General features: G+C 66.6%; 25 protein-coding genes. 9 read left to right on the forward strand and 16 right to left on the reverse strand.

Annotated elements, in window-relative coordinates; genetic code table 11:
* The first annotated feature begins 94 nt into the window (after positions 1-94).
* The 3 genes from OC159_RS07505 (at position 95) to OC159_RS07515 (ending at position 3,891) form a co-directional block, all read left to right on the forward strand.
* Entirely contained in the window at positions 95-1,798 is a 1,704-nt protein-coding gene (locus tag OC159_RS07505; protein ID WP_265500535.1) for a peptide ABC transporter substrate-binding protein, read from the forward strand.
* A 106-nt stretch (positions 1,799-1,904) separates the two neighbouring features.
* Complete coding sequence (locus tag OC159_RS07510) at positions 1,905-2,912, forward strand: ABC transporter permease (protein WP_265500536.1); 1,008 nt, start codon at positions 1,905-1,907, stop codon at positions 2,910-2,912.
* The gene (locus tag OC159_RS07515; protein WP_265500537.1) at positions 2,905-3,891 is read left to right on the forward strand and encodes an ABC transporter permease; all 987 of its coding nucleotides are present in this window, start codon (positions 2,905-2,907) and stop codon (positions 3,889-3,891) included. The genes OC159_RS07510 and OC159_RS07515 overlap by 8 nt, the downstream gene beginning before the upstream one ends.
* Positions 3,892-3,942: 51 nt before the next feature.
* Here OC159_RS07515 and OC159_RS07520 read toward each other — a convergent pair whose 3' ends face one another.
* The 4 genes from OC159_RS07520 to OC159_RS07535 are packed head-to-tail and all read right to left on the reverse strand — an operon-like array spanning position 3,943 to position 8,068.
* A complete protein-coding gene (locus OC159_RS07520) occupies positions 3,943-6,279 on the reverse strand; it encodes an aldehyde dehydrogenase family protein (RefSeq protein ID WP_265500538.1) in 2,337 nt (778 codons plus the stop codon).
* 7 nt (positions 6,280-6,286) lie between these two features.
* Positions 6,287-7,225 carry a deoxyribose-phosphate aldolase gene (deoC, locus tag OC159_RS07525; protein ID WP_265500539.1) on the reverse strand — a complete coding sequence of 313 codons (939 nt, stop codon included), beginning with the start codon at positions 7,223-7,225 and terminating at the stop codon, positions 6,287-6,289.
* The gene (locus tag OC159_RS07530) at positions 7,222-7,779 is read right to left on the reverse strand and encodes a DUF1523 family protein (protein ID WP_265500540.1); all 558 of its coding nucleotides are present in this window, start codon (positions 7,777-7,779) and stop codon (positions 7,222-7,224) included. The genes deoC and OC159_RS07530 overlap by 4 nt, the downstream gene beginning before the upstream one ends.
* A 13-nt stretch (positions 7,780-7,792) precedes the next feature.
* Complete coding sequence (locus tag OC159_RS07535) at positions 7,793-8,068, reverse strand: hypothetical protein (RefSeq protein WP_265500541.1); 276 nt, start codon at positions 8,066-8,068, stop codon at positions 7,793-7,795.
* Between the two features lie 142 nt (positions 8,069-8,210).
* On the opposite strand from OC159_RS07535, the gene OC159_RS07540 reads away from it, so the two are divergent.
* Positions 8,211-9,032 (forward strand): EcsC family protein, encoded by an 822-nt coding sequence (locus OC159_RS07540; protein WP_265500542.1) that lies wholly within the window; start codon positions 8,211-8,213, stop codon positions 9,030-9,032.
* On the opposite strand, the gene OC159_RS07545 is transcribed toward OC159_RS07540, so the two are convergent.
* From OC159_RS07545 to OC159_RS07590, 10 genes are all read right to left on the reverse strand, one after another.
* Positions 8,990-11,356, reverse strand: coding sequence for an ATP-dependent helicase (locus tag OC159_RS07545; RefSeq protein WP_265500543.1), 2,367 nt, complete (start codon positions 11,354-11,356; stop codon positions 8,990-8,992). The two genes, OC159_RS07540 and OC159_RS07545, sit on opposite strands and share 43 nt — an antisense overlap.
* Positions 11,357-11,470: 114 nt before the next feature.
* Positions 11,471-12,433: a GTP cyclohydrolase FolE2 gene (gene folE2, locus OC159_RS07550; protein ID WP_265500544.1), complete on the reverse strand. Its 963-nt coding sequence runs from the start codon at positions 12,431-12,433 to the stop codon at positions 11,471-11,473.
* A gap of 85 nt (positions 12,434-12,518) precedes the next feature.
* Positions 12,519-13,706, reverse strand: coding sequence for an O-succinylhomoserine sulfhydrylase (gene metZ, locus OC159_RS07555; protein ID WP_265500545.1), 1,188 nt, complete (start codon positions 13,704-13,706; stop codon positions 12,519-12,521).
* 510 nt (positions 13,707-14,216) lie between these two features.
* Positions 14,217-15,542: a sigma-54-dependent transcriptional regulator gene (locus tag OC159_RS07560; RefSeq protein WP_265500546.1), complete on the reverse strand. Its 1,326-nt coding sequence runs from the start codon at positions 15,540-15,542 to the stop codon at positions 14,217-14,219.
* A 19-nt stretch (positions 15,543-15,561) separates the two neighbouring features.
* On the reverse strand, positions 15,562-17,352 hold the full coding sequence (locus OC159_RS07565; RefSeq protein WP_265500547.1) for a sensor histidine kinase: 1,791 nt from the start codon (positions 17,350-17,352) through the stop codon (positions 15,562-15,564).
* Positions 17,353-17,414: 62 nt separating this feature from the next.
* Positions 17,415-18,083: a phosphoribosylformylglycinamidine synthase subunit PurQ gene (gene purQ, locus OC159_RS07570; protein WP_265500548.1), complete on the reverse strand. Its 669-nt coding sequence runs from the start codon at positions 18,081-18,083 to the stop codon at positions 17,415-17,417.
* 166 nt (positions 18,084-18,249) lie between these two features.
* Positions 18,250-19,461 (reverse strand): NADP-dependent isocitrate dehydrogenase, encoded by a 1,212-nt coding sequence (locus OC159_RS07575; protein WP_265500549.1) that lies wholly within the window; start codon positions 19,459-19,461, stop codon positions 18,250-18,252.
* Between the two features lie 160 nt (positions 19,462-19,621).
* On the reverse strand, positions 19,622-20,086 hold the full coding sequence (locus tag OC159_RS07580; RefSeq protein ID WP_265500550.1) for a hypothetical protein: 465 nt from the start codon (positions 20,084-20,086) through the stop codon (positions 19,622-19,624).
* Between the two features lie 103 nt (positions 20,087-20,189).
* Complete coding sequence (locus OC159_RS07585; protein ID WP_265500551.1) at positions 20,190-21,323, reverse strand: HD domain-containing protein; 1,134 nt, start codon at positions 21,321-21,323, stop codon at positions 20,190-20,192.
* 8 nt (positions 21,324-21,331) lie between these two features.
* Complete coding sequence (locus OC159_RS07590; RefSeq protein ID WP_265500552.1) at positions 21,332-21,994, reverse strand: alpha/beta hydrolase; 663 nt, start codon at positions 21,992-21,994, stop codon at positions 21,332-21,334.
* A gap of 176 nt (positions 21,995-22,170) precedes the next feature.
* Between OC159_RS07590 and iscR the strand changes: the two genes are divergently transcribed.
* A complete protein-coding gene (gene iscR / locus OC159_RS07595) occupies positions 22,171-22,629 on the forward strand; it encodes a Fe-S cluster assembly transcriptional regulator IscR (protein WP_265500553.1) in 459 nt (152 codons plus the stop codon).
* Between the two features lie 82 nt (positions 22,630-22,711).
* Here iscR and arsC read toward each other — a convergent pair whose 3' ends face one another.
* Together arsC and OC159_RS07605 are read right to left on the reverse strand one after the other, a co-directional pair.
* A complete protein-coding gene (arsC, locus tag OC159_RS07600) occupies positions 22,712-23,065 on the reverse strand; it encodes an arsenate reductase (glutaredoxin) (RefSeq protein ID WP_265500554.1) in 354 nt (117 codons plus the stop codon).
* Between the two features lie 3 nt (positions 23,066-23,068).
* The gene (locus tag OC159_RS07605; RefSeq protein ID WP_265500555.1) at positions 23,069-23,584 is read right to left on the reverse strand and encodes an Lrp/AsnC family transcriptional regulator; all 516 of its coding nucleotides are present in this window, start codon (positions 23,582-23,584) and stop codon (positions 23,069-23,071) included.
* 100 nt (positions 23,585-23,684) lie between these two features.
* Between OC159_RS07605 and OC159_RS07610 the strand changes: the two genes are divergently transcribed.
* Genes OC159_RS07610 through OC159_RS07625 form a run of 4 tightly spaced genes read left to right on the forward strand, consistent with a single transcriptional unit; the run spans position 23,685 to position 26,784 of the window.
* Positions 23,685-24,026 carry a DUF2849 domain-containing protein gene (locus OC159_RS07610; RefSeq protein WP_265500556.1) on the forward strand — a complete coding sequence of 114 codons (342 nt, stop codon included), beginning with the start codon at positions 23,685-23,687 and terminating at the stop codon, positions 24,024-24,026.
* Complete coding sequence (locus OC159_RS07615) at positions 24,019-25,677, forward strand: nitrite/sulfite reductase (protein ID WP_265500557.1); 1,659 nt, start codon at positions 24,019-24,021, stop codon at positions 25,675-25,677. The genes OC159_RS07610 and OC159_RS07615 overlap by 8 nt, the downstream gene beginning before the upstream one ends.
* Entirely contained in the window at positions 25,670-26,401 is a 732-nt protein-coding gene (locus OC159_RS07620) for a phosphoadenylyl-sulfate reductase (protein WP_265500558.1), read from the forward strand. The genes OC159_RS07615 and OC159_RS07620 overlap by 8 nt, the downstream gene beginning before the upstream one ends.
* Positions 26,398-26,784, forward strand: a complete 387-nt coding sequence (locus OC159_RS07625; protein WP_265500559.1) for a DUF934 domain-containing protein — start codon at positions 26,398-26,400, stop codon at positions 26,782-26,784. Before OC159_RS07620 ends, OC159_RS07625 begins: the two co-directional genes overlap by 4 nt.
* Positions 26,785-26,798 lie beyond the last annotated feature (14 nt).

The raw sequence follows: 26,798 nt of genomic DNA on the forward strand, positions 1-26,798 counted from the left end.
CCCCAAAGGGGCGGAAACAGGACAAGAAACAGCCCAAGAATGGCTGACGGTGGCGATGATCCCCGCGGGTCCGGACACCCAACAGGAGAGTGCAATGAAGCTGAAAACCGTGTTGATGGGCGCTGTCGCGACGCTGGCGATGGCCTCTGCCGCCTTTGCCGAACGCGGCAGCGACGGTCAGGTGAACCTCATCATGTGGCAGGCGCCCTCGACGATGAACCCCTATCTGTCGGGCGGCACCAAGGAGATCATCGCCGGCAGCCTGACGCTGGAACCGCTGGCAGGCTATGACACCGAAGGCAACATCTTCCCGCGCCTCGTGACGGAAATCCCGTCGCTTGAAAACGGCGGCATCGCCGAGGACCTGACGTCGGTCACCTGGAAGCTGCGCGACGACATCAGGTGGTCGGACGGCACCCCCTTCACCGCCGATGACGTCGTCTTCACCGGCGAATACTGCATGCATCCCGAAGGCGGCTGTTCGCAGCTGGCCAAGTTCGAGGGCGTCACATCGATCGAGGCGGTCGACCCGCACACGGTCCGCGTGAACTTCGATTCCCCCCGCCCCGACCCGTTCTCGGCCTTCGTGGGCGGGCAGTCGCCCATCCTGCAAAAGGCGCAGTTCGAAAACTGCATCGGCGCCAATGCCCCCACCTGCACCGAACAGAACTTCAACCCCATCGGCACCGGCGCCTTCCGCGTGACCGAATTCCTGACGAACGACACCATCACGCTGGAAGCCAGCCCGGAATATCGCGACCCCGAGAAGCCCGCCTTCGCGACCATGCTGGTCAAGGGCGGCGGCGACGCGGCCGGTGCCGCGCGGTCCGTGCTGGAGACGGGCGAGTTCGACTATGCCTGGAACACCCAGCTGGCCCCCGACGTCATCGCCGGGATGGAGGCCGCGGGCCGCGGCAAGATCTCCGCCGCCTTCGGCAGCCTTGTCGAACGCATCCACGTGAACCTGACCGACCCGTCGTCGTCGCTGCCTGATGGCGAGCGGTCGACGTTGGAGCATCCCCACCCGTTCCTGAGCGATCCGGCGGTGCGCGCGGCGCTGTCGATGGCCATCGACCGCGGCCTGCTGGTGGAAATAGGCTATGGTCTTGCCGGCCAGCCGACCTGCAACTATGTCCCCGCCCCCGAAGCCTGGGCGTCGGACAATACCGAATGCCTGACCCAGGACATCGAAGGTGCGAACGCCCTTCTGGACGAAGCCGGCTGGGTCCGCGGCCCCGATGGTGTTCGCGAAAAGGACGGCGTGCGTCTCAGCATGCTGTTCCAGACCTCGGTCAACGCAGTGCGGCAGGACTTCCAGGCGCTGATCAAACAGTGGTGGTCCGAGATCGGCATCGAGAGCGAACTGAAGACCGTCGATGCGTCGGTGTTCTTCGGGTCCGACGCCGGATCGCCCGACACGCTGCAGAAGTTCTATGCCGACGTGCAGATGTATGCCGACAACTTCGAGGGCACGAACCCCGCGCCCTACCTGGCCAAGTGGACCTGCAACAAGGCGCCCTCGCCTGCGAACCAGTGGCAGGGCGAGAACATCAGCCGCTTCTGCGACGAGGAATTCGACCGTCTCGTGGACGAGATCGAGGGTGTCGTCGATGCCGACGAACGCGCCACGATGGGCCGCAAGATGAACGACATGCTGACCAAGGACAGCAACGCGATCATCCCCATCGTCTATCGCGGCACGGCCTCGGCCCATTCCAACACGCTTGGCGGGGTTGCGCTGAACGCCTGGGACAGCGAGACCTGGAACGTCGCCGACTGGTATCGTCTCGAAGAGTAAGCTGACCTGCCGCCCCGGCCATCCGGCCGGGACGGCGCCCCTCTTCGCGATCCCGCGCCAGCAACATCCAGAGGGGCGCGTGGACACCCTATCGGATCGAGGCGACATGCTGAGTTTCACCATCCGTCGGCTGCTGCTGGCAATCCCGACATTGCTGTTCATCTCGCTGGTGATCTTCCTGCTTCTGGAAGCCTCGCCCGGCGACCCGCTGGCCGACGTGCCCCTGACCGTTCCCCCCGAGGTGCGCGAGCGCATGCGCGAGGCGCTTGGCCTGGGCGATCCCTGGCCCATCCGCTATATCCTGTGGCTGAAGCAGTTCTTCTGGGTCGAGCCGCTCCACTGGACCGACCAAGTCTTCGGGACATCCTTCAGCGAGGGGATGCAGCGCATCATCAGCTTCCAGTCGCGCAGCCCGGTCTTCGACGTGATCGCGCAGCGCGTGCCGCAGACCCTGACGGTGGTCGGCATGTCCTATGTCGTCGGCGTCCTGATCGCGATCCCCATCGGCATCCTGTCGGCCTATCGCCAGTACAGCTGGTTCGACCAGATCGGCACCTTCGTGTCTATGATCGGTTTTTCCATGCCGACCTTCTTCACCGGTGTCGTGCTGATCATCATCTTCGCCGTGAACCTCCAGTGGTTCCCGTCGGTCTATGACACCACGCTGGAGGTGAGGGACTGGGACAGCTTCCTGCAGCAGGCGCGCCAGATGGTGATGCCGGTGACAGTGCTGGCCCTTTACAACGCGGCGCAGATCAGCCGCTTCATGCGGTCCTCGATGCTGGACAACCTGGGCCAGGACTATGTTCGCACCGCCCGCGCCAAGGGTCTGTCGGAACGTGTCGTCGTGCTGAAGCACGTGCTGAGGAACAGCCTGATCCCGGTCGTCACCGTCATTGCGCTTGGCCTTCCGGCGGTCTTCGGCGGGGCCATCATCACCGAACAGGTGTTCAAGGTGAACGGGCTGGGCCAGCTGCTGATCTCGGCCATCCATGGCAACGACATCCCGATGGTGCTGACGCTGACCTTCATTTTCGCGATCCTGATCGTCGTCTTCACGCTTGTTGCAGACATCCTCTACGGGGTGCTGGACCCGAGGATCCGCTATGACTGACACGACCCGCACCGACACCGATCCGCTGCGCGCCGCCGCCGGCAATGCCGCCACGCCGGAAGGGATCAGCCCGCCCATCGTTCCGCCGCAGGCCGAGGTCGCCACCCGCAGCCAGTGGCTGGACGTCTGGCGCCAGTTCCGCAGCCATCGTGGTGCGATGGTGGGGCTGGTGATCTTCGTGTCCATCATCCTCTTCGTGTCGGTGGGGCCGCTGATCTGGACGATCGATCCGACCTATGTGGACATCCGCGCGCGCAACTCGGGCTTCTCGGTGGCCCATCCCCTGGGAACCGACCAGCTGGGCCGCGACCTGCTGGCGCGGCTGATGGCGGGGGGGCAGGTCTCCATCGCCGTGGGGCTGACCGCGATGATCATCGCGATCTTCATCGGCAGCCTGATCGGCGTGATGTCGGGCTATTTCCGCCGGCTCGACGCCCCCCTGATGCGCCTGACCGAGCTGTTCCTGGCCCTGCCCCTTCTGCCCCTTCTGCTGCTGATGGTGACGCTGTTCCGCGAACCGCTGTCCCAGACCTTCGGTCCGGCCTTGGGGATATTCTTCCTGATCGTCGGCGCGATCGGCGCAACCAGCTGGATGCAGGCCGCCCGCATCGTCCGCGGCGAGGTTCTTGGCCTGAAGGAGCGAGAGTTCATCCTCGCCGCCCGGTCCATCGGGACACCGTCGCACCGGATGATCCTGCGCCACATCCTGCCGAACGTCCTGTCGCCGATCATGGTCGCAGCGACGCTCGGTATCGCCACCGCGATCATCACCGAGTCCGCGCTCAGCTTCCTCGGGCTTGGCTTTCCGCCAGATTTCCCGACCTGGGGGCGGCTGCTCTATGACGCGGTGGATCAGATGGTGCTTTATCCGTGGCGGGTAATCTTTCCCGGCGTTCTGATCTCGCTGACCGTGCTCTGCGTGAACTATATCGGCGACGGGCTGCGCGACGCGATGGACCCGCGAATCCGCGGGCGGTGACCCGCCTGCCGGAGCGATCATCGAGGGGGCGCAAGCGCCCCCCTCATCACGTCAATAGGCTGCGCTGCCGCTGCCCGCCGGCAGGGCACCGTAGGGCAGCCAGATCGTCTTTGTGCGCGTGGCATGGCGCAGGAAGACCTCGCCCTGCGCCTGCGGGCCCGTCCAGTCGCGCGAAGGAACGGCCCAGACCGGCTTGAGGTTGCCCGTGCCGGCGCGGCCGATGGCCGCCAACTCCTGCGGGTCGCCCGCGTGCCAGAATCCCGCGACCTCGTCATGGGCAGCAAGGTGGACGGCCAGATCGGCACGCGGACCTGTGACGATGTTGACCACGCCGCCCGGCAGGTCCGACGTGTCGAAGACCTGGTAGAGGTCCGTCACCGCCAGCGGATCGTCCTGCGCCGGGATCGCCACGACCGCGTTGCCCATGGCAATCGCCGGCAGGACCAGCGACAGGAAACCCGCCAGCGGCTGCGAATTCGGGCAGGCGATGCCGACCACGCCCATCGGCTCGGGGATCACGGTCACCAGGTGGCCGGGCTTGGCCTGGACGGTCGCACCGTCGAACTTGTCCGCCCATGCGGCATAGTGGAACGCGCGGGCGATGGCGGCCTCGACCTCGGCCCCGCTGGTGCGGGCGGCGAATTCGGCCGCGCGCGCCGAGAGGTTCTCGGCGACGTAGAACAGAACCTGCGCCCGGGCATGGCCGCCCATCGCGGCCCATTTGCCGGCCTTGGTGGCCGCTTCGACGGCGTTCCGGATGTCCTTGCGGCTGCCCAAAGGCGCCAGCCCGCCCGGCACCGCATACATCGCCCCCGCATCAGGCCGCTTCTGCGCCCCCCCATAATAGAGCTTGGCCGTGCGGTCGATGCCCTGCCCTGCCGGGCCTGTCCCCTCGGTCACGGCAACGGGGGACTTGGGTGCGGCCTCTGGCGCTGCTTTGACCAACGGTTCGGCCAGATAGTCGAGCATGCCCGCGGCGCCCCCCTCGCGGCCATATCCGCTTTCGCGATAGCCGCCGAAGGGCGCGGCGGCGTCGAACATGTTGGCGCCGTTGATCCAGACCACCCCGGCCTTGATCCGCGCGGCGAGGTCGGTGGCGACCGTCGCGCTTTCCGACCAGACTGATCCGGCAAGGCCGTAGCGGGTGTTGTTCGCCAGCTCGACCGCCTCATCCGCCGTGCGGAAGGTCGACAGCGTCGCGATGGGGCCGAAGATTTCGTGGCTCATTCCCGGATTGGCAGGGGCGATGTTTCGCAGATAGCCGGGTGCGATGAAGCAGCCCTCTTGCGGCTGACCGCCGACCAGTTCGGCCCCCGCCTCGGTCGCGGCGCGGCAGATGGACAGGATGCGCGCCTTCTGCACCGGATCGACGATGGCGCCGATGTCGGTGGACTTGTCCAGCGGCGCGCCGACGCGCAGCCGGGCCATCCGGACGCGCAGCAGTGTCTCGAACCGCTCGGCCACGGATTCGGCCACCAGAATGCGCGATCCGGCGCAGCAGACTTGCCCCTGGTTGAACCAGATGCTGTCGACGACGCCTTCGACGGCGGCGTCCAGATCGGCGTCCTCCATCACGACGAATGGCGACTTGCCGCCCAGTTCCAGCGTCAGTTTCCGCCCCGTGCCCGCCAAAGCGGCCGCGATGCCGCGCCCGACCTCTGTCGAGCCGGTGAAGGCGATCTTGTCGACGTCCGAAGCGACCAGCGCCGCACCCGTCGCACCGTCGCCGGTCACGATGTTCACGACGCCCGCCGGCAGGCCGACCTCCTGACATATCTCGGCGAAGGCCAGGGCCGTCAGAGGCGTGTATTCCGCAGGCTTCAGCACCACCGTGTTGCCCGCCGCCAGCGCGGGCGCGATCTTCCAGGCCAGCATCAGCAGCGGGAAGTTCCACGGGATGATCTGGCCGCAGACGCCAAGCGGCGCGTGGCTGAGAAAGCGCGTGTCGCGCAATTCGGCCCAGCCCGCGTGGTGATAGAGGTGCCGCGCGACCAACGGCACGTCGATGTCGCGCGCCTCGCGGATCGGCTTGCCGTTGTCCAGCGTCTCCAGCACCGACAGGAAACGCTCGCGCTTCTGCACATGCCGCGCAAGCGCATAGAGGTACTTCGCCCGTTCGGTGCCGGACAGGGCCGCCCAGCCCACTTGCGCCTCGCGCGCTGCTTTGACTGCTGCGGCTATGTCGGCGTCCGACCCCTGCGAGACCTGCGCCAGCACCTCACCGGTCGACGGGTCGCGGGTCTCGAACGTTTCACCCGGTGCGGTGAATGCGCCGTTGATGAAGTGGCCGAAGCTGCCGCGGCACACCAGCCAGTTGTGGGCGGCGGTGCTGTCCTCGGTCGAGGGGCCGTAGTCCATCGTCTGCATGATCTCGCTCACTTGGGTCATCGGGTCCTCAGGCAATCGCTTGGCGATGGGCGGCGGCGTAGCGGCCCGTGACGTGGTGGCTGATCTGGCGTTCAATATCGCCCAGAAGGCTGGAGGCGCCGATGCGGAAGAGGTCGGGTGCCAGCCAATCGCGGCCCAGTTCCTCGGCCATCAGCACCTGCCAGCTGATCGCGTCCCTGGCGGTGCGCAGGCCGCCTGCCGGCTTGAAGCCGACCTTGATGCCGGTGCGGGCGTGGTGATCGCGGATGGTGCGGACCATCACCAGGCTGACCGGCAGAGTGGCGTTCACGCCCTCTTTCCCCGTCGAGGTCTTGATCCAGTCCGAGCCCGCCTGCATCGCGACATGGCTAGCCTTGGCGACGTTTTCCAGCGACTTCAGGTCGCCCGTGGCCAGGATCGCCTTCATCCGCGCCGCCCCGCAGGCCTCGCGCATCGCGCGCAGCTCATCATACAGCGCCGTCCAGTTGCCCTGCAGCACATGGGCGCGGGTGATGACGATGTCGATCTCGTCCGCGCCCTGGTCGACGGCATAGCGGATCTCGGCCAGGCGCAGCTCCAGGGGCATCAGGCCGGCGGGGAAACCCGTCGCCACGCTGGCCACCGGGATGCCGCTGTTGCCAAGGGCGCGCTTTGCCGGCGCGACCATCGTCGGATAGACGCAGACCGCGCCGGTGGTCAGCCCGGTCACGCCCACGGCCTCCAGCAGGTCGGCGGCGATGGGCTGGCGCGCCTTGGCACACAGGCGGGCCACGCGGTCGGGCGTGTCGTCGCCCGCCAGCGTGGTCAGGTCGATGCAGCGCACCGCGTTCAGAAGCCAGGCCGCCTGGTGGTCCTTCTTCAGGCTGCGCCGCGTTGGCAATGTCGCGGCCCGCCGCTCGACCGCGGGGGTGTTGATCCTGATTCCGCTGAACCAGTCCAGGTGAAGATCGGTGCCAGGATTGCTCATGCCTTGCCCCTTCCGATGCGCCCGCTCAGCTGCGCCAAAAGCCGCCAGACAAGGCCCAGGATCGCCAGAAGCACAATGCAGACCAGCATGGCGGGCCAGTTCACCGGGCGCACATCGGGTGCGGCGACGGTGTTGATCGAGATCGCGTTCGGATAGGTCGACAGCCACGGCATCCGCCAGCCATAAGCGGTGATGCTGACCCAGATCGGATCGCGCGACGTCGACTGCAGGTTCGTCGCCTCGGCATGCAGGTTGGCGCTGTCGTACTTGAAGTAGGGCGGCCAGACCCAGCCCGTATCCTCGTTGCGATAGACGAAGACGCGGCCGTTGGGGCGCACCGTGTCGATGAAGCGCACGTCGCGCTGGCCCCGCGTGTTTTCGACCGTGCCGGTGCTTTCGGCGGCCCAGAAGATCGTGGCCGAAGGCGGAATCGAGGTCAGTCGGTTATAGGTGTTGCTGATCCGCACCGTGTTCTTGGACGGCAGCGTATAGTCCAGCAACCCGAAGACCAGGATCCCGAACAGGACGCCGATGACGACGCGGGCGTAATACATGGTGCGGCAGCTCCTATTGCCAGTTGACCAGGACGACGATGCCAAGGATGGCAAGCGTCGGCAACACGAAGACCAGGGCCGCGAGGCGCACCTGCAGGCTGCGCCCGAACCCGGCCGTGCCCCGCGCCACGAAAGCCCGGCGCGCCGGCGTGTCGCCCTGCCCCGAATGGCGGCTGTCCCATCGCGCCTCCAGCCGCCGGACCTGGCGCAGGCGGATGCTGATCCGCAGGCCCAGGTAAAGCGCAAGCTGAAGTGCGAAGACGATCAGCCACAGCCGGATCAGTGCCACCTCGACGCGCCCCTGTTGTCATCCGGCCGCAGGCTAGCACGCGCCGCGCGGGAGGGGCCAGCCGTCCCGTAGCGTCGCCAGCCGTGCAACCCTGCGTCCCTGCGCTGCGTTCCCGGTCCGGAACCCGCCCGAAGGAGCCGCCATGACCCTGCCCGCCGATCCCCGCCTTGACCTTCACGCCGAACTGGACCGGCTGGCCGCCAGCCAGATCGGCAGCCGCGGAATGCTGATGCGCGGGGTCGAGGCCATCGGCCGCCTGACCGAGGGCGCGGCGACGACCGTCATGGGCATGTCTCCGGTGGGGCTGGAAAAGGTGCTGGAGACGGCGTTCCGGCAGCTCTATGACCTGTCGGGGCGCGGCGACAGCATCAGCGTGGTACGCGACGCGCCGCTGATCGCGAATCGCGCGGCGGCGGTGCTGTCCGGCGCGACCGGCGGCTGGTTTGGCCTGGTCGGCATCGTCCCCGACCTGGTGGCCTCGACCACGGTGATCTTCAACGCCATCCAGAAGGTTGCCCGCCAGCACGGCTTCGACACGATCGATCCGTCGGTCCGGCTGGAATGCCTGGCCGTCTTCCAGTTCGGCGAACCCGGAGAGGACGGCGACGCCGCCGCCAAGTCCTTCCTGGCCAACCGCCTGCTGACAAACGGCCAAACCGTGTCGGCCCTGATCTCGCGCTTTGCGGGGGCGTTTGCGGGACGGTTGACGGCCAAGCTGGGCGCGCAGGCGGTGCCTGTCCTTGGCGCGGCCACCGGCGCGGCGATCAACTATGCCTTCGTCGACTATTACGAGCGCGTCGCCCGGATCCATTTCCGCCTGCTGCGACTGGCAGAGGAGCATCCGACCCTTGACATGGACCTGGAATACGGCCAGGCCCTCGGCCGCATCCGCAAGCGCGGCAACCGCCCGTCGCGGCTGCGTCAGAACGGGACGTCGTCGTCCCCGCCCGCCGGCTGGACATAGGCCGCCTTGATGTTCTTGAAGCCGGTGTCGAACTGCACGGTCAACGTGTCTTCGGCGATGCCCATGATCTGACCCTCGCCGAACTTGGCGTGGCTCACGCGGTCGCCTACGCTGAAGCGGCTGGCCGGGGCCGCGTCGATGGTGATCGGGGTGCGATGCACCGGCCCGCGGCGATCCGCCGCCCGCGCCTGCATCCGCTTCCAGCCGGGCGAATTATAGACATCGGCCTTCGCCACCCGTTCGTCCATGCGCGTGTTCCCGGCCGACGCCATCGCCGCGCCGTATCCGCCGCCATAAAGGCCGGGCGGGGTCAGCACCTCGACATGCTCCTCGGGCAGTTCGTCGACGAAGCGCGAGGGCAGGCTGGATTGCCACTGGCCATACATGCGGCGGTTTCCGGCAAAGCTGATCGTCGCAAGGCGTTCCGCGCGGGTGATGCCGACATAGGCCAGCCGCCGCTCCTCCTCCAGGCCCTTGGTGCCCTGTTCGTCCATCGCGCGCTGGTTGGGGAACAGACCGTCCTCCCACCCCGGCAGGAAGACGACCGGGAATTCGAGCCCCTTGGCGCCGTGCAGGGTCATGATGCTGACCTGTTCGGCCTGCTCGCCGTCGTCGCGGTCCATGACCAGCGCCACGTGCTCCAGGAACCCCTGCAGGTTCTCGAACTCCTCCAGCGCCTTCACGAGTTCCTTGAGGTTGTCCAGCCGGCCCGGCGCGTCGGGCGACTTGTCGTTCTGCCACATGGCGGTATAGCCCGATTCGTCCAGCAGGCGTTCGGCCAGTTCGATATGGCTGCGCCCGTCCAGAACGTCGCCGTGGCTGCGCCCGATCAGCGCCACGAAGGCGCGCAGGTTGGCCAGCCCCTTGCCGCCCAGATGACCCTCCTCGACGGCGATCTTCGCGCCTTCCAGCAGGCTGACGCCGTTCTGCCGCGCTGCCGCCTGAAGCGTCTGCAGGGCCTTGTCGCCAAGTCCGCGCTTGGGCGTGTTCACGATCCGCTCGAACGCCAGGTCGTCGTCGGGCGACACGACCAGCCGGAAATAGGCCATTGCGTCGCGGATCTCTTGCCGTTCATAGAAACGCGGGCCGCCGATCACGCGATAGGGCAGGCCGATGGTCATGAAGCGGTCTTCGAAGGCCCGCATCTGGTGGGACGCCCGCACAAGAATCGCCATGTCGTTCAGGCTGACCCGGCCAAGGGCAGCCCGATGGCCGCCCTGGAATGCCTCGATCTCCTCGCCGATCCAGCGGGCCTCGGCCTCGCTGTCCCAGTGCCCGATCAGGCGGACCTTCTCGCCCTCCTCGGCATCGGTCCACAGCGTCTTGCCGAGCCGCCCCCGGTTGGCCGCAATCAGCCCCGAGGCCGCCCCCAGAATCTGCGGGGTCGAGCGGTAGTTCTGCTCCAGCCGGATGACCTCCGCCCCCGGGAAATCCTTTTCGAAGCGCAGGATGTTGCCCACCTCGGCACCGCGCCAGCCATAGATCGACTGGTCGTCGTCGCCCACGCAACAGATGTTCCGGTGCGCCTGCGCCAGAAGCCGCAGCCACATGTACTGCGCGACGTTGGTATCCTGGTATTCGTCCACCAGAATGTACCGGAAGCGGTCCTGCCACTGGCGCAGCACGTCGGGATGCGCCTGGAACAGCGTCACGCAATGCATCAAGAGGTCGCCGAAATCGACGGCATTCAGCGTCAGCAGCCGTTCCTGATAGGCGGCATACAGCTTGCCGCCATAGCCGTCGAAGGTCTCGCCCTCACCGCGCGGCAGGTTCGCGGGGGTCAGGCAGCGGTTCTTCCAGCCGTCGATCAGATGCGCCAGCTGTCGGGCGGGCCAGCGCTTCTCGTCGATGTTCTCGGCCGCGATCAACTGCTTCAGCAGGCGGATCTGGTCGTCCGTGTCCAGGATGGTGAAGCTGGGCTTCAGGTGCAGGCTGCCATTGCCGATCAGTTCGGCATGGCGCCGCAGGATCTTGACGCTGATGCTGTGGAACGTCCCCAGCCAGGGCATCCCCTCGACCATCTCGCCCAGCAGGCGGGCGACCCGCTCCTTCATTTCGCGGGCGGCCTTGTTGGTGAAGGTCACCGCAAGCATCTGTCCCGGCCGCGCCTTGCCCAGCATCAGCAGATGCGCGATCCGCGTCGTCAGCGCCCGAGTCTTGCCGGTTCCGGCACCCGCCAGCATCAGCACCGGCCCGTCCAGCATCTCGACCGCCGCGCGCTGTGCAACGTTCAGCCCATCCAGATAGGGCGCAGGCCGCGCGGCCATGGCGCGGTGCGACAGCGGCACCGCCGCAAGATCATCGGAATCGTCGAATTGGTCCATGTGGCAAACATAGGCCCGCGGCAGCCGCAAGGAAAGCCTGATGTTCCCTTTCCGTTCCCGTTGCGACTGTCAAATTACATCGGTCCTAAGAACACGTCCCGGCGCGGGATGAAGTCAGGCCCGCAGTCCTGCGAAGGTGCCGGGGTCCAGAGAGTTCTGCGCGAAGGTCGGCCCGCTGGTCAGCAGGCTGACCGCGTCATGGGAATGCAGCGATTCCTGGTGGCTGGCCAGCACGCGGAAATCGCCCACGCGCGGGTCGGCGATCAGCTCGGCCGCGAAGGCGCGCACGGCGTCCTCGACAAAGATCGGGTGCGCCGCGTTCAGTTCGGCAAAGGCCTGTTCGTCCTCGCGCTTGACCATGACCTGGGTTTCGGTGGGGACCGCTCGACGGCACATTTCGATCACATCCTCGAACCACAGGCGCTCGGCGCCCTGCATCACCATCGACAGCCGCGCGATCGACCGCTGCGAATGCGGCGTCGCCAGCCGCGACCGCGTTTCGCGCGCGTGTTCGGACAGTTCCAGGGAGCAGGGGCAGGTCGAGGAATAGACATAGTCCAGGTGCATCACCCGCAGGCGGCTGCCCTGCCGCTCGATCAGTTCTTCGGCGATGTCGTAATATTGCCAGCCCGAAAGACCAGATCGCATGGACGCCACCCTCATCGGATAGGAAAACCGCATCTGGATCCGCGCATCCAGCGCATCCAGGTCCGACTTGTAGTCCTCGATGGCGGCCTCAAGCACCGACAGGCTGAACTGGTGTTCCGAATGGGCATAGAAGGACCGCATGATGCGGCTCATGTTGATGCCCTTGCGGTCGGCCTCCAGGCTGACGGTGCCGGTGACGCTTGTTTCCAGCGTGATCTCTCCGCCGGCCCGCGTCAGGTAGCGGATCGGCAGGCGGAAGTTGGAAATCCCGACATGCTGGATCGCCGCACGGGCGCCGATGATCAGGCTGGCCGGGCCGTTCTGAAGGTCGGGCAGCGTGTCGCGATAGGCCGGATCGACCTTGAAATCCGCGTCATAGGTCCTGGCCAGGGCCGGATACGCGGGGATCAGGGGGCGTGCTTCGGTCATCGGGGCCTCCGTCTTCGTTGCGGCTGATATAGCGACGGCAGCGCCTTTTGTCAGCCCATCCGTTGGTTCTGCCCCTGCCAGGCCCTCAGTTCACCAAGGCCTGCCGCAGATCGTCGATCAGGTCGCCTGCATCCTCCAGCCCCACGGACAGCCGCAGAAGCCCCGGCGTGATCCCCAGATGCGCCTTGTCGGCATCCGACAGGCGCTGATGCGTGGTGGTGGCAGGATGTGTCACGATGGATTTGGCATCGCCCAGGTTGTTCGAGATCTTGATGATCCGCAGCCGGTCCAGCGCCGCGAAGGCAGCATCTTTGCCGCCGTCGACCTCGAGCGCGATCATCGTGCCCCCCGATCCCATTTGCCGCATCGCCAGGTCGTGCTGCGGATGATCGGCCAGCCCCGGATACACGACCCGCGTCAATGCGGGATGCCCCTGCAGCGCCGTCGCGACATGTGCTGCGGCGTCAGCCTGCGCCCGCACGCGCAGGTCCATCGTTTGCAGGCCGTTCAACATGATCCAGGCGTGGAACGGGCTGATCGCACCGCCGGTGTGCTTCAGGTAGGGCTCGGCCACCTCGCGCACGAAGTGCCGGGTGCCGCAGATGACGCCCGCCAGCGCGCGTCCGCCGCCGTCGATATGCTTTGTTGCCGAATAGACGACGACATCCGCCCCCTGCTCGACCGCCTTGGAAAACACCGGTGTCGCGAAGACGTTGTCGACCACGACGGTCGCGCCCGCCGCATGGGCGAGGTCGGCGACGGCCTTCAGGTCCACAACCTCCAGCGTCGGGTTCGACACGCTCTCGAAGAAGATCGCCCGAGTTCCGGGGCGGATGGCGGCCCGCCACTGCTCCAGATCGGTGCCGTCGACATAATCGACCTCGACCCCGAACCGGACCAGCAGATCCAGCACATAAAGGCACGACCCGAACAGCGCCCGCGCCGCCACGACGTGATCGCCGGGCTTGCACATGGCGAACATGGCGCCGTTCACGGCGGCCATGCCGCTGGCGGTGGCGAAGGCGTCCTCGGTCCCTTCCAGCGCGGCGATACGATCCTCGAACATGCGGCTTGTGGGGTTGCCGTAACGGGCATAGATGAACTCGTCCGGCCCCACCGACTGGAACCGACCCTCGGCCTGCGCGGCGCTGTCATAGACGAAGCCCTGCGTCAGGAAGATCGCCTCTGCCATCTCGCCGTACTGGCTGCGGCGGGTGCCGTGATGGACGGCCTGGGTGCGCGGATGAAGCGTCTTGTCGGTCGGTCCGGTCATGATCGGGTGCCTTTTCAATGCTGACCGTGGGTTAATCCTTGCCGCCTTCCCGTGCAAGAGAGATGCCGGCGCAGGCTGATCGATCCCGCAAACTGTCGCGTAGCCGACATTTTGCACGGACTGCAGATAAACTTATGTAAATCAGGGGGATAATCCTATAACCTGCCCAAATGGACAGTTGGATTCCGGCGCCCGAGAAGACTATTGTATGGACATGGATCAGCGGCGCCTCCAACCGCGCCGCGAATCCTGACGGGCCCGCCGGGCACAGCAGTGGAGGGAAGTCGCGCCATGCGCAACATCGCCGCCAAACCTTTGCTGGGTCGCCTGGCCGATGGCTCCGGCACAGATTGCAAGTGTCGCCGCTCGGGGTCGAGCGGCTTTTCCCGAGTGACCCGTTGCCGAGTCCTGCCGTCGTGTAAGCGTTTTCCCGTTTCCCCGGTATGACCGCAGGGACCGCCCAGGCAGGGGGCGGATGGTTCCGCCCCCGCCACCCGCACCGCGAGTTTCCTAGAGATAGTCACCGCGCTGCAGCCCGTATTTCGCCATCTTCTCGTTCAGGGTGCGGCGGGGCAGGCAGAGTTCTTCCATGACGCTGGCGATGCTGCCCTTGTGGCGGCGCATGGTGTTGTCGATCAGCATCTTTTCGAAGCTTTCCACATATTCCTTCAGCGGCTTGCCTTCGGTCGTGGTGGCCTGCTGGTTGTCTTCGCCATCCGCCATCAGAAGCGAGGCGATCGATCCCGATCCACGGCGGTTCTGCAGGACGGCGCGTTCCGCGACATTGATCAGCTGGCGGATGTTGCCCGGCCAGGGTGCCTGAAGCAGCTGCGCGGCCTCTTGCGCGCTGACCTGAGGAGGTTCGCAGCCGTATTCCTCGGAGAACTGCTCGGTCATGCGGGTGAACAGCGCCAGGATGTCCTCGCCCCGCGCGCGCAGCGGCGGCAGGGTGATCTTCAGCGCCGAGAGGCGGTAGAACAGGTCCGGGCGCAGCGAATCCTCGGCCTTGCGGCCCTCGCCCCGGGCATTCGAGATCGCGATGATCCGGGTTTCGGCTGGTGTGCCCTGTTCGCTGATGAAGGCCAGAAGGCGCGCCTGCAGCGGTTCGGACAGCGCTTCGACGTCTTCCAGGCAAAGCGTTCCGGCCCGCGCCTCCTCCAGCGCCGGCAGGCCGTCTTCCAGGGGCCCAAACAGCCGCGCCGTCAGCGCCTCGTCGTTATAGGCGGCGCAGGACACGGGCACGAATTTCTTCGAGGCGCGCGGCCCGACGGCGTGCAGGGCGTGGGCGACGAGGGTCTTGCCGGTCCCCGTCTCGCCGTCGATCAGGACGTGGCCGTCGGCCTGGCCCAGGTCCAGGATATCCTCGCGCAGGCGTTCCATCACCGGGCTGGCGCCGATCAGCTTGGACATGACCTGCTGGCCTTCCGACAGGTCGCGGCGCAGGGCGCGGTTGTCCAGCGTCATGCGCCGGGCCTGCGTGGCCTTCTTGGCAAGCGCCGTCATCCGGTCGGGATTGAACGGCTTTTCCATGAAGTCCATCGCGCCGACGCGCATCGCCTCGACCGCCATGGGCACGTCTCCATGCCCGGTGATCATGATGACCGGAAGGCTCGAATCCAGCGCCATCAGCCGCTTGAGGAATGCCATCCCGTCCATGCCCGGCATGCGGATGTCGCTGACGACCACGCCCGGCCAGTCAGAACCGATCACCTTCAGCGCATCCTCGGCGCTGGCGAAGGTCTCGGTCTCGAAGCCGGACAGGACCAGCCACTGGCTGATCGATTCGCGCATGTCCGGTTCGTCATCCACGATGGCGATCTTCAGCTTGCGGGACATTCGTTGATCCTCTGTTGCGTCATTCGGCGGCCAGCGCCTGGCGGGGCTGACCGGGACGATGAAGCGGCAGTTCCACACGGAACACGGCGCCGCCTTCGGTTTCATTATGGGCAGTCAGACGACCGCCGAAATCGGCGACGATCGTGGACGAGATCGCCAGCCCCAGGCCGGTCCCCTCTCCGGGCTTCTTCGTGGTCCAGAAGGGTTCAAACAGCTTTTCCAGGTCAGAGACACCCGGACCGTTATCGCGAACGGACACATAGGCGTGAGCCCCCGCCTCGGCCACGATCTCGATCGAGGCGTCGCGGCGGTCCTTCACGGCGTCGACCGCATTGCGCAGCAGGTTGATCAGCACCTGTTCAAGCCGGATGCGGTCGGCCATGACCATCACCCGTTCGCGCGGGACCTGGCGCGTCACGCGGATCGGCCGGGTGCGCAGCTGCGGTTCCATCATGCTCAGCGCGCTGCTGACGGCGGCGCGCAGGTCCACGGGTTCCACCGCCTCGCCGCCCTTGCGGGCATAGGATTTCAGCTGACGCGTGATCGCGCCCATGCGGTCGATCAGGTCATCGATGCGCTGGAAGCTGGACAGCGCCTCCTCGGGTCGTGCCCGCTGCAAGAGCAGCCGGGCACCCGCCAGGTAGGTTTTCATCGCGGCCAGCGGCTGGTTCAGTTCGTGGCTGACCCCGGCCGACATCTCGCCCAAAGCGGCCAGCTTCGAGGACTGCTGCATGGTCTGTTCGGCCACGCGCAGTTCCTTCTGCACCCGCTCGCGTTCGGCTATTTCCCGTGTCAGGCGGGCGTTCAGCGCCCGCAGGTCGGCAGATTCGCGCATATAGGCCTGCGACTGGATACGCGCCCGGCGCGACAGCAGCCAGAAGGTGCCCGCCAGCAGGATCGCAAAGCCCATGATCTGCAGCGCAAGGATCGCGTTCACCCGCTCCCGGACGCTGCTGTATGCGGTAAAGCTGATCATCTGCCAGCCGCGGAAAGGCACACGCGCCTCGGATTGCATGACCGCGCGACCCTGGACATAGGCATCTGCGACCGACGAGGTCCAGTCGGCCGTCACCTGGAAGGCCCGCTGGATGGCCGAAGGGGCCGACCGGACCGCCAGCGCCTCTGGCAGGGTCAGGCCACGCCAGCGCGGCTCGGTCGCCAGGATGATCGTGCCCTCGCTGTCGGTCACGGCGACCGCGTCCGAGATTCCGGCCCAAGACCGCTCCAGCCGCGTCAGGTCCGCGCCGACCACGATGACGCCAAGCGTCTTGCCGTCCGAGACGATGGCGCGCGAATAGGCAAACTCATGCGCCCCGGAGTCGAGTTCCGAGACGGTGAAGACGGTATCCCGAGACCGCAGCGCCTCGACAAAGAAGGGCGTGGCGACGCTGTTGGTGCCGATCTGATAGCGATCGGTCGACCCCACCACGCGCCCCGACGCGTCCAGAAGCCGGATCGAGGCGGCGCCGATCTCTTTCTGCGCGGTCATCAGTCGGGCGGAGGTGGTCGAGAAGTCGTTGTCGTTCAACGCGTCGATCAGCGAGGGATCGCGCGCCAGCAGCAGCGGCACGACCGAGTTGCGCTGCAGCTCGGACATCAGGTTGCCGGTATAGAGCGCCAGCCGCAGTTCCGACCGGACCCGGGTGTTTTCCGAAAAGCGCGCCGTGAGCCACGCATTGGTCGTCCAGATGGTCGCCAGGGCGGTCAGGAAGATCAGCGCGACGGCGGCACGCAGCCACCACGGATTGGTCAGCCGCCGCCGTCTGGCGCGCCTGTCCCCGCTGTCGTCGATGTCATCGTCCTTGACCATGTGAAGGTCCGCCCGTGTCGATTGACTGGCGCAATCTAGGGCGAACCTTGCGCGGGCTCAAGTCAGGCGTGCGCCAGGCTGTCCACAAGGGCAGTGAACAACCGCTGCCCGTCGATCGAGCCGGTCGCCGCATCTGCGGCCCTTTCGGGGTGGGGCATCATGCCCAGCACCCGGCGATTAGCCGACAGCACCCCGGCAATGGCGTCGACCGAGCCGTTGACGGCCGGATCATAGGTAAAGGCGATCCGGTCCTGGTCGCGCAGCTCTGCCAGCCCCTCGGAGGTGATCTGGTAGTTGCCGTCGTGATGGGCCACCGGTACGATGATCTGTTGACCGGCGGCATAGCCGCGGGTGAAGGCGCTGTCAGCCGTCGCGACACGCAGGGGCGCCTGCCGGCAGACGAAGGTCAGACCGGCGTTGCGCATCAGCGCGCCGGGCAGCAGGCCCAGTTCCGTCAGGACCTGGAAGCCGTTGCAGATCCCCAGAACATAGCCGCCGCGTCCGGCATGCGCCTTCAGCGCGCCCGAGATCGGCGACTGCGCGGCAATCGCACCGCACCGCAGGTAGTCGCCATAGGAGAACCCGCCCGGTACACCGACGAGATCGATCCCTTCCGGCAGTTCCCGGTCCTTGTGCCAGACGCGCACGACATCGGCGCCTGCCTGCGCCAGGGCGACGGCAAGGTCGCGGTCGCAGTTGGATCCGGGAAAGGTGACGACGGCGGCTTTCATCGCGAGGCTCCTGCATGGGGATGTGGTGCCAATAGCGCAGGTCGGGCGGCAAAGAAAGGGGGCCGGCCCCGTCGCGCTCAGCGCCCTTGCCGGCGCAGGAAGACGATGCCGGCCGATCTTGCGGCAGAAAGGTCGAGGGGCCGGGCTAGTACCCGGCCCCTTCTTGTCAGTTCAGCGCCTTGTTCAGGTACTCGTCGACCTTTTCCAGGTAACCCATGGTGGTCAGCCACTTCTGGTCCGGGCCGACCAGCAGCGCCAGGTCCTTGGTCATGTGGCCGTCCTCGACCGCCTGCACGGTGACCTTCTCCAGCGTTTCGGCGAAGTTCAGCAGCGCCGCGTTGTCGTCCAGCTTGGCGCGGTGCTTCAGGCCGCCGGTCCAGGCAAAGATCGACGCGATCGAGTTGGTCGAGGTGGCGTTGCCCTTCTGATGCTCACGATAGTGGCGGGTGACGGTGCCGTGGGCGGCCTCGGATTCCACGATCTTCCCGTCCGGCGTCATCAGCACCGAGGTCATCAGGCCAAGGCTGCCAAAGCCCTGCGCGACGGTGTCCGACTGGACGTCGCCGTCGTAGTTCTTGCAGGCCCAGACATAGCCGCCCGACCACTTCATCGCCGACGCGACCATGTCGTCGATCAGGCGGTGTTCGTAGGTGATGCCGGCCTTCTTGAACTTGTCCTCGAACTCGGCCTCGTAGACCTCCTGGAACAGGTCCTTGAAGCGGCCGTCATAGGCCTTGAGGATCGTGTTCTTGGTCGACAGATACACCGGATAGCCACGCGACAGGCCGTAGTTCATCGAGGCGCGGGCAAAATCGCGGATCGAATCGTCCAGGTTGTACATCGCCATGGCCACGCCCGCCGACGGCGCGTCGTAGACCTCGTGCTCGATCGTCTCGCCGTCCTCGCCCACGAACTTGATCGTCAGCTTGCCCTTGCCGGGGAAGCGGAAGTCGGTCGCCTTGTACTGGTCGCCGAAGGCATGGCGGCCCACGATGATCGGCTGCGTCCAGCCCGGCACCAGCCGCGGCACGTTCTGGCAGATGATCGGCTCGCGGAAGATCACGCCGCCCAGGATGTTGCGGATCGTGCCGTTCGGGCTGCGCCACATCTTCTTCAGGCCGAATTCTTCCACGCGGGCTTCATCGGGGGTGATGGTTGCGCATTTGACGCCGACGCCATGCTGCTTGATCGCCTCGGCGGCGTCGATGGTGATCTGGTCGTCGGTGCGGTCACGCTCCTCGATGCCCAGGTCATAGTATTTCAGGTCGATGTCCAGGTAGGGCAGGATCAGCTTCTGCTTGATGAAGTCCCAGATGATGCGCGTCATCTCGTCGCCGTCGAGTTCGACGACGGGATTGGCGACCTTGATCTTCGACATGTGTTACCCCTCTGGCGTTGGATTCGCTTCGCCTGCCGCTATAGCGGCAATCGGGCCAAATGGAAAGTTTGTATGCAACGGCATGCCGTCCGGCACGCCGCCGACATGAAGAAGGCCCCGGAACCATGTCCCGAGGCCTCTTTTCAGTTCCTGCCCGAAGTCAGGCGCCGAAGCCGGCTTCCTGGCAGTCCTGCAGAGTCAGCGCCTGCAGGTTCAGGCTGACCATGTTGTCCTCGGCATCGATGTTGCCCGAGTTGCCCTCGGCATCGACCGGAGCTGGCGTCGCCATTGCCTCGGCCTGGTCGCCTTCGGGCAGATTGTCTTCGGCGTCGATGTTGCCGGAATTGCCGTCGGCGGCCATCGGCGCGGGGGTCGCCTCCGCTTCAGCCATGTCGCCGGCCGGCAGGTTGTCCTCGGCGTCGATGTTGCCGGAGTTGCCGTCTGCGGCATTCTCGGTGGTCGGGGTTTCACCGGCCAGCATCTCGCAATGCGCGGTGACCGCAGCCAGGTCGCCCTGCTCGATCTCTTGCCCGGCGATCATGTTCTGACCGAAGGCGGCCGAGCTGAGCGACAGGACGGCGGCGGCGGTCAGGCCGATGGGCGACGTGAAAGCCTTGTAGGTCATGGGAACCTCCTCAAGTTGCTTGTGGGTCGTGTATGTCGTCACAACCCGTCAGTCCTAAGGTCGTTCCATCGCGATGGCACCAGAGGCCGGTCCAGCGCGCCCTTCAACCGAAATGTGATCGCAGCCCGCCCTCGAGCCAGCGCCAGAGGCGCGGCGCCCCCAGATGCACCTTTACGCCGACCCGTGTCGCGATATCGTCAAAGGTCACCTGGTATTCGCGCCACCCCAACCCCCCCGAGCGCAGGTTCTGGATCGCCGGCTGACAGCGATCCAGCGCCTTGGCGAAGACCGCGTCCGGACTGGCCGCGGCCTCGAATTCGGACCACAGCGCCAGAAACTCGTGCGCCTGCGCCTGGGGCAAAAGGCCGAAGATGCGCCGTGCGGCGATTGCCTCGGCCTCCTGGATCGCCACCGAGCCGTGCGCCTGCCCCGCGGCGGAATGCAGCGGCACGTCACCCACGTCGATCTCGACCAGATCGTGGATCAGCAGCATCCGGATCACCCGGGCCGGATCGACATCGGCATCGGCCACGCACCCCAGGATCAGCGCATAGAGCGCAAGGTGCCAGCTGTGCTCGGCGCTGTTCTCGCGGCGCGAGCCGTTGACAAGCGTGTTGGCGCGATAGACGGACTTCAGCTGGTCCGCCTCGGCCAGGAAGGCCAGGCGGCGGGAAAGATCGTCGGTGGCGGCAGGCTGGCCCGCCAGCATCGCCCGTGCGGCGGCAATGGCCTCGGGCCATTCCTGCGCCAGGCGCGCCGCACGTCCCCGGTCGATGTTCGCCCTGACGATCTCGACATGGTCCGGCAGGGGTCGGGCGGCCTGCAGCACCTGGAACAGCGGCTGGACATGGTCCATGCGCTTGGCCACCCGGGCGTCGGGGGTCAGGCCGGCCTCGAACTCGGTCCACAGCTGCAGAAGCAGGTCGGCGTCGGGCGACAGTCCGAAGATCCTGCTGGCGGCTGCCGCCTCTGCCGCGGCCAGGGCCGTGGCGTGGTGATCGAGGTGAATGGGCTGGTCGCCCACGTCGATCTCGACCAGGTCGTGCAGCAGGATCATCCCGATGGCGCGGTCGCTGGCGCCGAAGACGAGAGCATAGAGCGCGACGTGCCAGCTGTGCTCGGCGCTGTTCTCGGGCCGCGACAGGTCCATCAGGACATTGGCGCGGTCGACCGACTTCAGCCGATCGGCCTCGCATAGGAAGGCGACGCGCCTGTCCAGGTCCCGCTGGTCGTCCACCCGTCGCCTCAGCGCGAGGATTCGGTCAGGCGGCGGCGCACATAGCCCTGCACCATGTCGATCATCGGCTTCATGTGCGCCTCGTCGTCGCGGAAGAAGTGGTCCGCGCCCTCGATCTCCTCGTGGGTGATCGTGATGCCCTTCTGCTCGCGCAGCTTGCCCACCAGAGTATGCGTATCCTTGGGCGGCGCGACGCGGTCGGCGGTGCCGTTGACGATCAGCCCGGATGACGGGCACGGCGCCAGAAAGCTGAAGTCGTACATGTTCGCGGGCGGCGCCACGCTGATGAAGCCGGTGATCTCGGGACGGCGCATCAGCAGCTGCATGCCGATCCAGGCGCCGAAGCTGAAGCCCGCCACCCAGCAGTGCTTGCTGTTGGGGTTCATCGCCTGCAGGTAGTCCAGCGCGGATGCGGCATCCGACAATTCGCCGATGCCCTGGTCGAACTCTCCCTGGCTGCGGCCCACGCCCCGGAAGTTGAAGCGCATCACCGTGAAGCCCATCTTGTGGAACGCGTAATGCAAATTGTAGACAACGCGGTTGTTCATCGTCCCGCCATATTGCGGATGCGGATGCAGGACGATGGCGATGGGGGCGTCGGGCTTGCCGGGCTGGGGGTGGTAACGGCCTTCGAGACGGCCTTCGGGGCCGGGGAAAATCAGCTCGGGCATGGTTGTCCTTCACGGGGCTTCGGGTTTCTTGACGCGTGCGCGCACGGCTTCTAGACGGGTTATCTGGGCAGCCGGAGCCAGCTTGGCAAGAAACGTGCTGGCAGGGCATAGCGCGGCACGGCGGCGCACGTCAATGGAAGGCGCGCCTGCAGGGCGGCCGAAGGGAGGTCGAGGCCATGAAACTGTCCACCAAGGGACGCTATGCCATCATCGCGCTTGTCGATCTGGCGATCGCGAAGGGCGACGAGCTGACCTCGCTGGCCGAGATCTCGAAACGTCAGGACATTTCGCTGCCCTACCTCGAACAGCTTTTCGTGCGGCTGCGGCGCGCGGGGCTGGTCGCCTCGGTGCGCGGTCCGGGCGGCGGCTATCGCCTCGCTCGCCTGCCCGAGACGATCCGCGTGGCCGACATCCTGGAAGCCGTGGACGAAACCGTCAGCGCCATGCACGTCGGCGCGGGCGCGTCGGGCGGCGTTTCGGGCTCGCGGGCGCAGACGCTGTCGAACCGGCTCTGGGAAAGCCTTTCCGCACATGTCTACGTCTTCCTGCACAACCACACGCTTGCCGACGTGGCCAGGAACCAGTTGCTGCCCTGCCCGGCCCTGCCCAAGATCCTGAACATCGTCGACGACTAGGTTCGCGCCGTCCCCGCGGCCTGTCCGGAGGGGGTCCGGGGGGCTTCCCCCCGGCCGTCGCGGGACGCAATCGGATGCCTGCTCAGGACGCCAGCATCTCGAACACCCGCTCCTTCGGCCGGCAGAGCATCGCCCCCTTCGGCCCCAGAACCACCGGCCGCTCGATCAGCAGCGGATGCGCCGTCATTGCCGCGACCAGCGCCTGGTCCGACAGCGCCGGGTCACCCAGCCCCAGTTCGTCGTAAGGCGTCCCCTTCCGCCGCAGCAACCCGCGAGGCCCGGTCCCCAGCAGCTCCAGCATGCGGCGGATCTCGTCGGCGTCCGGCGGGTCCCGCACATAGTCGCGCACCTCGACCTCCACCCCCGCCTCGCGCAGCGCCCCCAGAACGAAGCGCGACGTCGAACAGGTCGGCTTGTGCCAGATTACGTATCCCATCGCTCAGCGCCCCGCGTCGGGGATCGGCAGCGCGCTCGACGCCTTGATCTCCTCCATCGACAGCAGCGCCGTCACGTTGTGGATCTTCACCTCGCCGATCAGCGACTGATAGAACCGGTCATACGCCCGGGCATTCTTCACCTGCACCTTCAGGATATAGTCGATGTCGCCGGCCAGCCGGTGCGCCTCGACCACCTCGGGCCGCTCGCGCAGCGCGCGCAGGAACCGCGCCGCCCAGTCCTTGTCATGCTCGCTGGTGCGGATCAGAACGAAGAAGCAGGCCTCCAGCCCCAGCGCGTCCGGGTCCAGGATCGCCACCTGGCGCCGGATCACGCCGGCCTCGCGCAGCTTGCGGATCCGGTTCCAGACAGGGGTCTTCGACGCGCCGACCCGCTCGGCGATCTGGTCCAGCGACAGGCTGGCGTCGATCTGCAGCAGGGACAGGATTTTGCGGTCCACCTCATCCAGCCGGACAGGCGTTTGCCCTGCCCCGGCATCGGGGGAAACAGGTTCCGACATCAAGCACCTCGCGCCTTGGATCATCCTTATTTCGCGCGACCACTCGCAAGAATCCAGAACGAAATTCTATATAGAGAGCAGCAATCGAGAGGTCCGCACCATGTCCAAAGCCTTCACCCTGTCGGCGGCCCGGCCAGGCGTCATCACCGCGAACGACCTGCGCCAGGGGCACAACGTCTGGATGTGCGACGACGGCTGGACCGCAGACCCGCGCCGCGCCACGATCTTCGAAGACGAGGCCATCGCCGAGCTGGCGCTCTTGAAGGCCATCGGCCAGGCCGATCTGGTCGTCGGCCCCTACCTTGTCGAGGCCAGGCGCGGCCCCAACGGCCCGGAACCCACGCATTTCCGCGAGGCGTTCCGCCAGCGCGGCCCCTCGAACTACTTCCACGGCATCCAGGCCGACCAGGCTCAAGACATCCCGGAGACCGCCCATGTTTGACGTTCGCCCCGTCGAGACCGACTATGTCCGCCACCGCGCAACCCAGTTCCGCGCCCAGGTCGAACGACGCCTGGACGGAAGCCTGACGGAAGACGAATTCAAGCCCCTGCGCCTGATGAACGGCGTCTACCTGCAGCTGCACGCCTACATGCTGCGCGTGGCGATCCCCTACGGCACGATCAGTCCCGACCAAATGCGCACCCTGGCCCTGCTGGCCGAGAAGTGGGACAAGGGCTATGGCCACTGGACCACGCGCCAGAACATCCAGTTCAACTGGCCCAAGCTCGTGGACATCCCGGACATGCTGGACGCGCTTGCCGATGTCGGCATGCACGCCATCCAGACCAGCGGCAACACGATCCGCAACGTGACCACCGACGCCTTCGCCGGCGCCGCTTTCGACGAGGTGGCGGACCCCCGCCCCTATGCCGAACTGCTGCGCAGCTGGTCGACCGATCATGCCGAGTTCCAGTTCCTGCCGCGCAAGTTCAAGATCGCGATTTCCAGCGGCCAGAAGGACCGCGCGGTCATCGCCTCGCACGACATCGGCCTGCGCCTGACCGAGCGGGACGGCAAACCGGGCTTCGAGGTCTGGATCGGCGGCGGCCTCGGCCGCACGCCCCTGCTGGGCCAGGTGGTCCGCGACTTTTTGCCCGAAGAAGACCTGCTGCCTTATGTCGAGGCGATCATCGCGACCTACAACCTGTCCGGCCGCCGCGACAACAAGTACAAGGCCCGCGTCAAGATCACGGTGTTGGAGCGCGGTCTCGAAACCATGCGCGCCGAGATCGAGGAAGAATTCAAGGCCCGCCGCCGCGACTTCCACGGCGCCGACCGCGAGGCGCTGTCGATCTTCAAGGACCGCTTCCGCGCCCCCAGCTTCCGAAATGCGCCGACCGATGCGTATGACGCCGAACGCGCCGCGAACGCGCCCTTCCGCAGCTGGACCGACACCAACCTGCATCCGCACCGCGTGGACGGCTATGCCAGCGTCATCGTGACCTTCAAGGCGCCCGGCCAGACGCCCGGCGACGCCAGCGCCCAGCAGATGCGCCTGCTGGCCGATCTGGCCGAGCGCTATGGCCACCACGACCTGCGCGTGATGCACGACCAGAACGTCGCCCTGCCGCATGTTCACAAGTCCGACCTGCCCGCGCTCTATGCCGAACTGAAGGCTGCGGGGCTTGCCACGGCGAACGCGGGCCTGACCAGCGACATCATCGCCTGCCCCGGCATGGATTACTGCGCCCTGGCAACCGCCCGTTCGATCCCCATCGCCGAGGAGATCGCCGACCACTTCCGCGCCGTCGGGCTGGAGGAAGAGATCGGCAACCTGAACATCCGTATCTCGGGCTGCATCAACGCCTGCGGTCACCACCACCTTGGCCATATCGGCATCCTGGGTCTGGACCGTGCAGGCGTCGAGAACTACCAGATCACGCTTGGCGGCGATGCCTATGACATCCCGGCCATCGGCGAGCGTGCCGGGGCGGGCTTCCCGGCCGAAGAGGTCGTGCCCGCGATTGACCGCCTGCTGCGCGCTTACCTGGAGGTCCGCCAGGACGCGACCGAACGCTTCATCGACGCCTATCGCCGGTTGGGGCCCGCACCTTTCAAGGCCGCGCTCTATCCCGTGGCCGCCGATGCTTGACGGCAACCTCGACACGCGCGCGGGGCGGTTGAACGACCGCTACCGCCACCACGCGGCGACCGAGGTGCTGCGCCGTGCCGTTACCGACCCCGACCTGGGGCGGGTGGCGCTGGTGTCGTCCTTCGGTGCCGAATCCGTGGTCCTGCTGCACATGATCAGCCGCGCGGCTCCGGGCCTTCCGGTGCTGTTCATCGACACGCAGATGCTGTTCCCCGAGACGCTGGCCTATCAGCAAGAGGTCGCGGGCAGGCTGGGCCTGACCAATGTGCAGGTCATCACCGCCAGCGAAGCAGCGATTGCGGCGCATGATCCCGACGGCACTTTGCACAAGTCGAACCCCGACGCCTGCTGCGATCTCCGCAAGACGGTGCCGCTGGAACGCGTGCTGTCGGGCTATGACGCCTGGATCACCGGGCGCAAGCGGTTCCAGAACGGCCAGCGAGCCGCACTGGAATTCTTCGAGCCCGAGCCGCCCGCGCGCCTGCGGGTCAACCCCTTGGCGCATTGGCGCCCCCAGGACGTGCAGGACTACATGATCGAGAACGCCCTGCCCCGGCATCCGCTGGTGGCGCAGGGCTATCCCTCGATCGGCTGCGCGCCCTGCACCTCACCTGTCGAACCGGGCGAGGACCCCCGCTCGGGTCGCTGGCGCGGGCAGGAGAAGTCCGAATGCGGCATCCACTTCATTGGCGGGCGCATGGTCCGCGGAAAGGTCTCGGCATGAGCGAGCAGTTGAACAGCGAACCCGTCCTGGCCCGCGACGACGGCTTTCACCCGGTGACCGAGGAAGCCGCGGTGACGCTCTCTCCGGACACCGATCCCAAGACCCTGGCCGACCGGATGCATCACGACCTGATCGCCATCGACTTTCCGTCCTTCAGCGACGGCCGCGGCTTTTCGCTGGCCCGCCGCCTGCGGGAACTGGGTTATCAGGGCCGCCTGCGCGCCACCGGGCGGCTGATCGCGGATCAATACGCGATGGCCCGTCGCGTGGGCTTTGACGAGGTGCAGGTCGCCGCAGACATCGCGTCCCGCCAGCCCGAGGCGCAGTGGCTTGCCCGCGCCGACTGGAAGGACTGGGACCATCGGGCACAGCTGGCGGAATGATCCGCCCTTCCGCC

It is taken from the genome of Paracoccus beibuensis, from assembly GCF_026162625.1.
Classification (GTDB): domain Bacteria; phylum Pseudomonadota; class Alphaproteobacteria; order Rhodobacterales; family Rhodobacteraceae; genus Paracoccus; species Paracoccus beibuensis.

Excerpts from the sequence above, each read along its gene's own strand:
- OC159_RS07505 (WP_265500535.1), top strand. The coding sequence starts at position 95 with ATGAAGCTGAAAACCGTGTTGATGGGCGCTGTCGCGACGCTGGCGATG.
- OC159_RS07510 (WP_265500536.1), top strand. The coding sequence starts at position 1,905 with ATGCTGAGTTTCACCATCCGTCGGCTGCTGCTGGCAATCCCGACATTG.
- OC159_RS07515 (WP_265500537.1), top strand. The coding sequence starts at position 2,905 with ATGACTGACACGACCCGCACCGACACCGATCCGCTGCGCGCCGCCGCC.
- OC159_RS07520 (WP_265500538.1), bottom strand. The coding sequence starts at position 6,279 with ATGACCCAAGTGAGCGAGATCATGCAGACGATGGACTACGGCCCCTCG.
- deoC (WP_265500539.1), bottom strand. The coding sequence starts at position 7,225 with ATGAGCAATCCTGGCACCGATCTTCACCTGGACTGGTTCAGCGGAATC.
- OC159_RS07530 (WP_265500540.1), bottom strand. The coding sequence starts at position 7,779 with ATGTATTACGCCCGCGTCGTCATCGGCGTCCTGTTCGGGATCCTGGTC.
- OC159_RS07540 (WP_265500542.1), top strand. The coding sequence starts at position 8,211 with ATGACCCTGCCCGCCGATCCCCGCCTTGACCTTCACGCCGAACTGGAC.
- OC159_RS07545 (WP_265500543.1), bottom strand. The coding sequence starts at position 11,356 with ATGGACCAATTCGACGATTCCGATGATCTTGCGGCGGTGCCGCTGTCG.
- folE2 (WP_265500544.1), bottom strand. The coding sequence starts at position 12,433 with ATGACCGAAGCACGCCCCCTGATCCCCGCGTATCCGGCCCTGGCCAGG.
- metZ (WP_265500545.1), bottom strand. The coding sequence starts at position 13,706 with ATGACCGGACCGACCGACAAGACGCTTCATCCGCGCACCCAGGCCGTC.
- OC159_RS07560 (WP_265500546.1), bottom strand. The coding sequence starts at position 15,542 with ATGTCCCGCAAGCTGAAGATCGCCATCGTGGATGACGAACCGGACATG.
- OC159_RS07565 (WP_265500547.1), bottom strand. The coding sequence starts at position 17,352 with ATGGTCAAGGACGATGACATCGACGACAGCGGGGACAGGCGCGCCAGA.
- purQ (WP_265500548.1), bottom strand. The coding sequence starts at position 18,083 with ATGAAAGCCGCCGTCGTCACCTTTCCCGGATCCAACTGCGACCGCGAC.
- OC159_RS07575 (WP_265500549.1), bottom strand. The coding sequence starts at position 19,461 with ATGTCGAAGATCAAGGTCGCCAATCCCGTCGTCGAACTCGACGGCGAC.
- OC159_RS07580 (WP_265500550.1), bottom strand. The coding sequence starts at position 20,086 with ATGACCTACAAGGCTTTCACGTCGCCCATCGGCCTGACCGCCGCCGCC.
- OC159_RS07590 (WP_265500552.1), bottom strand. The coding sequence starts at position 21,994 with ATGCCCGAGCTGATTTTCCCCGGCCCCGAAGGCCGTCTCGAAGGCCGT.
- iscR (WP_265500553.1), top strand. The coding sequence starts at position 22,171 with ATGAAACTGTCCACCAAGGGACGCTATGCCATCATCGCGCTTGTCGAT.
- arsC (WP_265500554.1), bottom strand. The coding sequence starts at position 23,065 with ATGGGATACGTAATCTGGCACAAGCCGACCTGTTCGACGTCGCGCTTC.
- OC159_RS07605 (WP_265500555.1), bottom strand. The coding sequence starts at position 23,584 with ATGTCGGAACCTGTTTCCCCCGATGCCGGGGCAGGGCAAACGCCTGTC.
- OC159_RS07610 (WP_265500556.1), top strand. The coding sequence starts at position 23,685 with ATGTCCAAAGCCTTCACCCTGTCGGCGGCCCGGCCAGGCGTCATCACC.
- OC159_RS07615 (WP_265500557.1), top strand. The coding sequence starts at position 24,019 with ATGTTTGACGTTCGCCCCGTCGAGACCGACTATGTCCGCCACCGCGCA.
- OC159_RS07620 (WP_265500558.1), top strand. The coding sequence starts at position 25,670 with ATGCTTGACGGCAACCTCGACACGCGCGCGGGGCGGTTGAACGACCGC.
- OC159_RS07625 (WP_265500559.1), top strand. The coding sequence starts at position 26,398 with ATGAGCGAGCAGTTGAACAGCGAACCCGTCCTGGCCCGCGACGACGGC.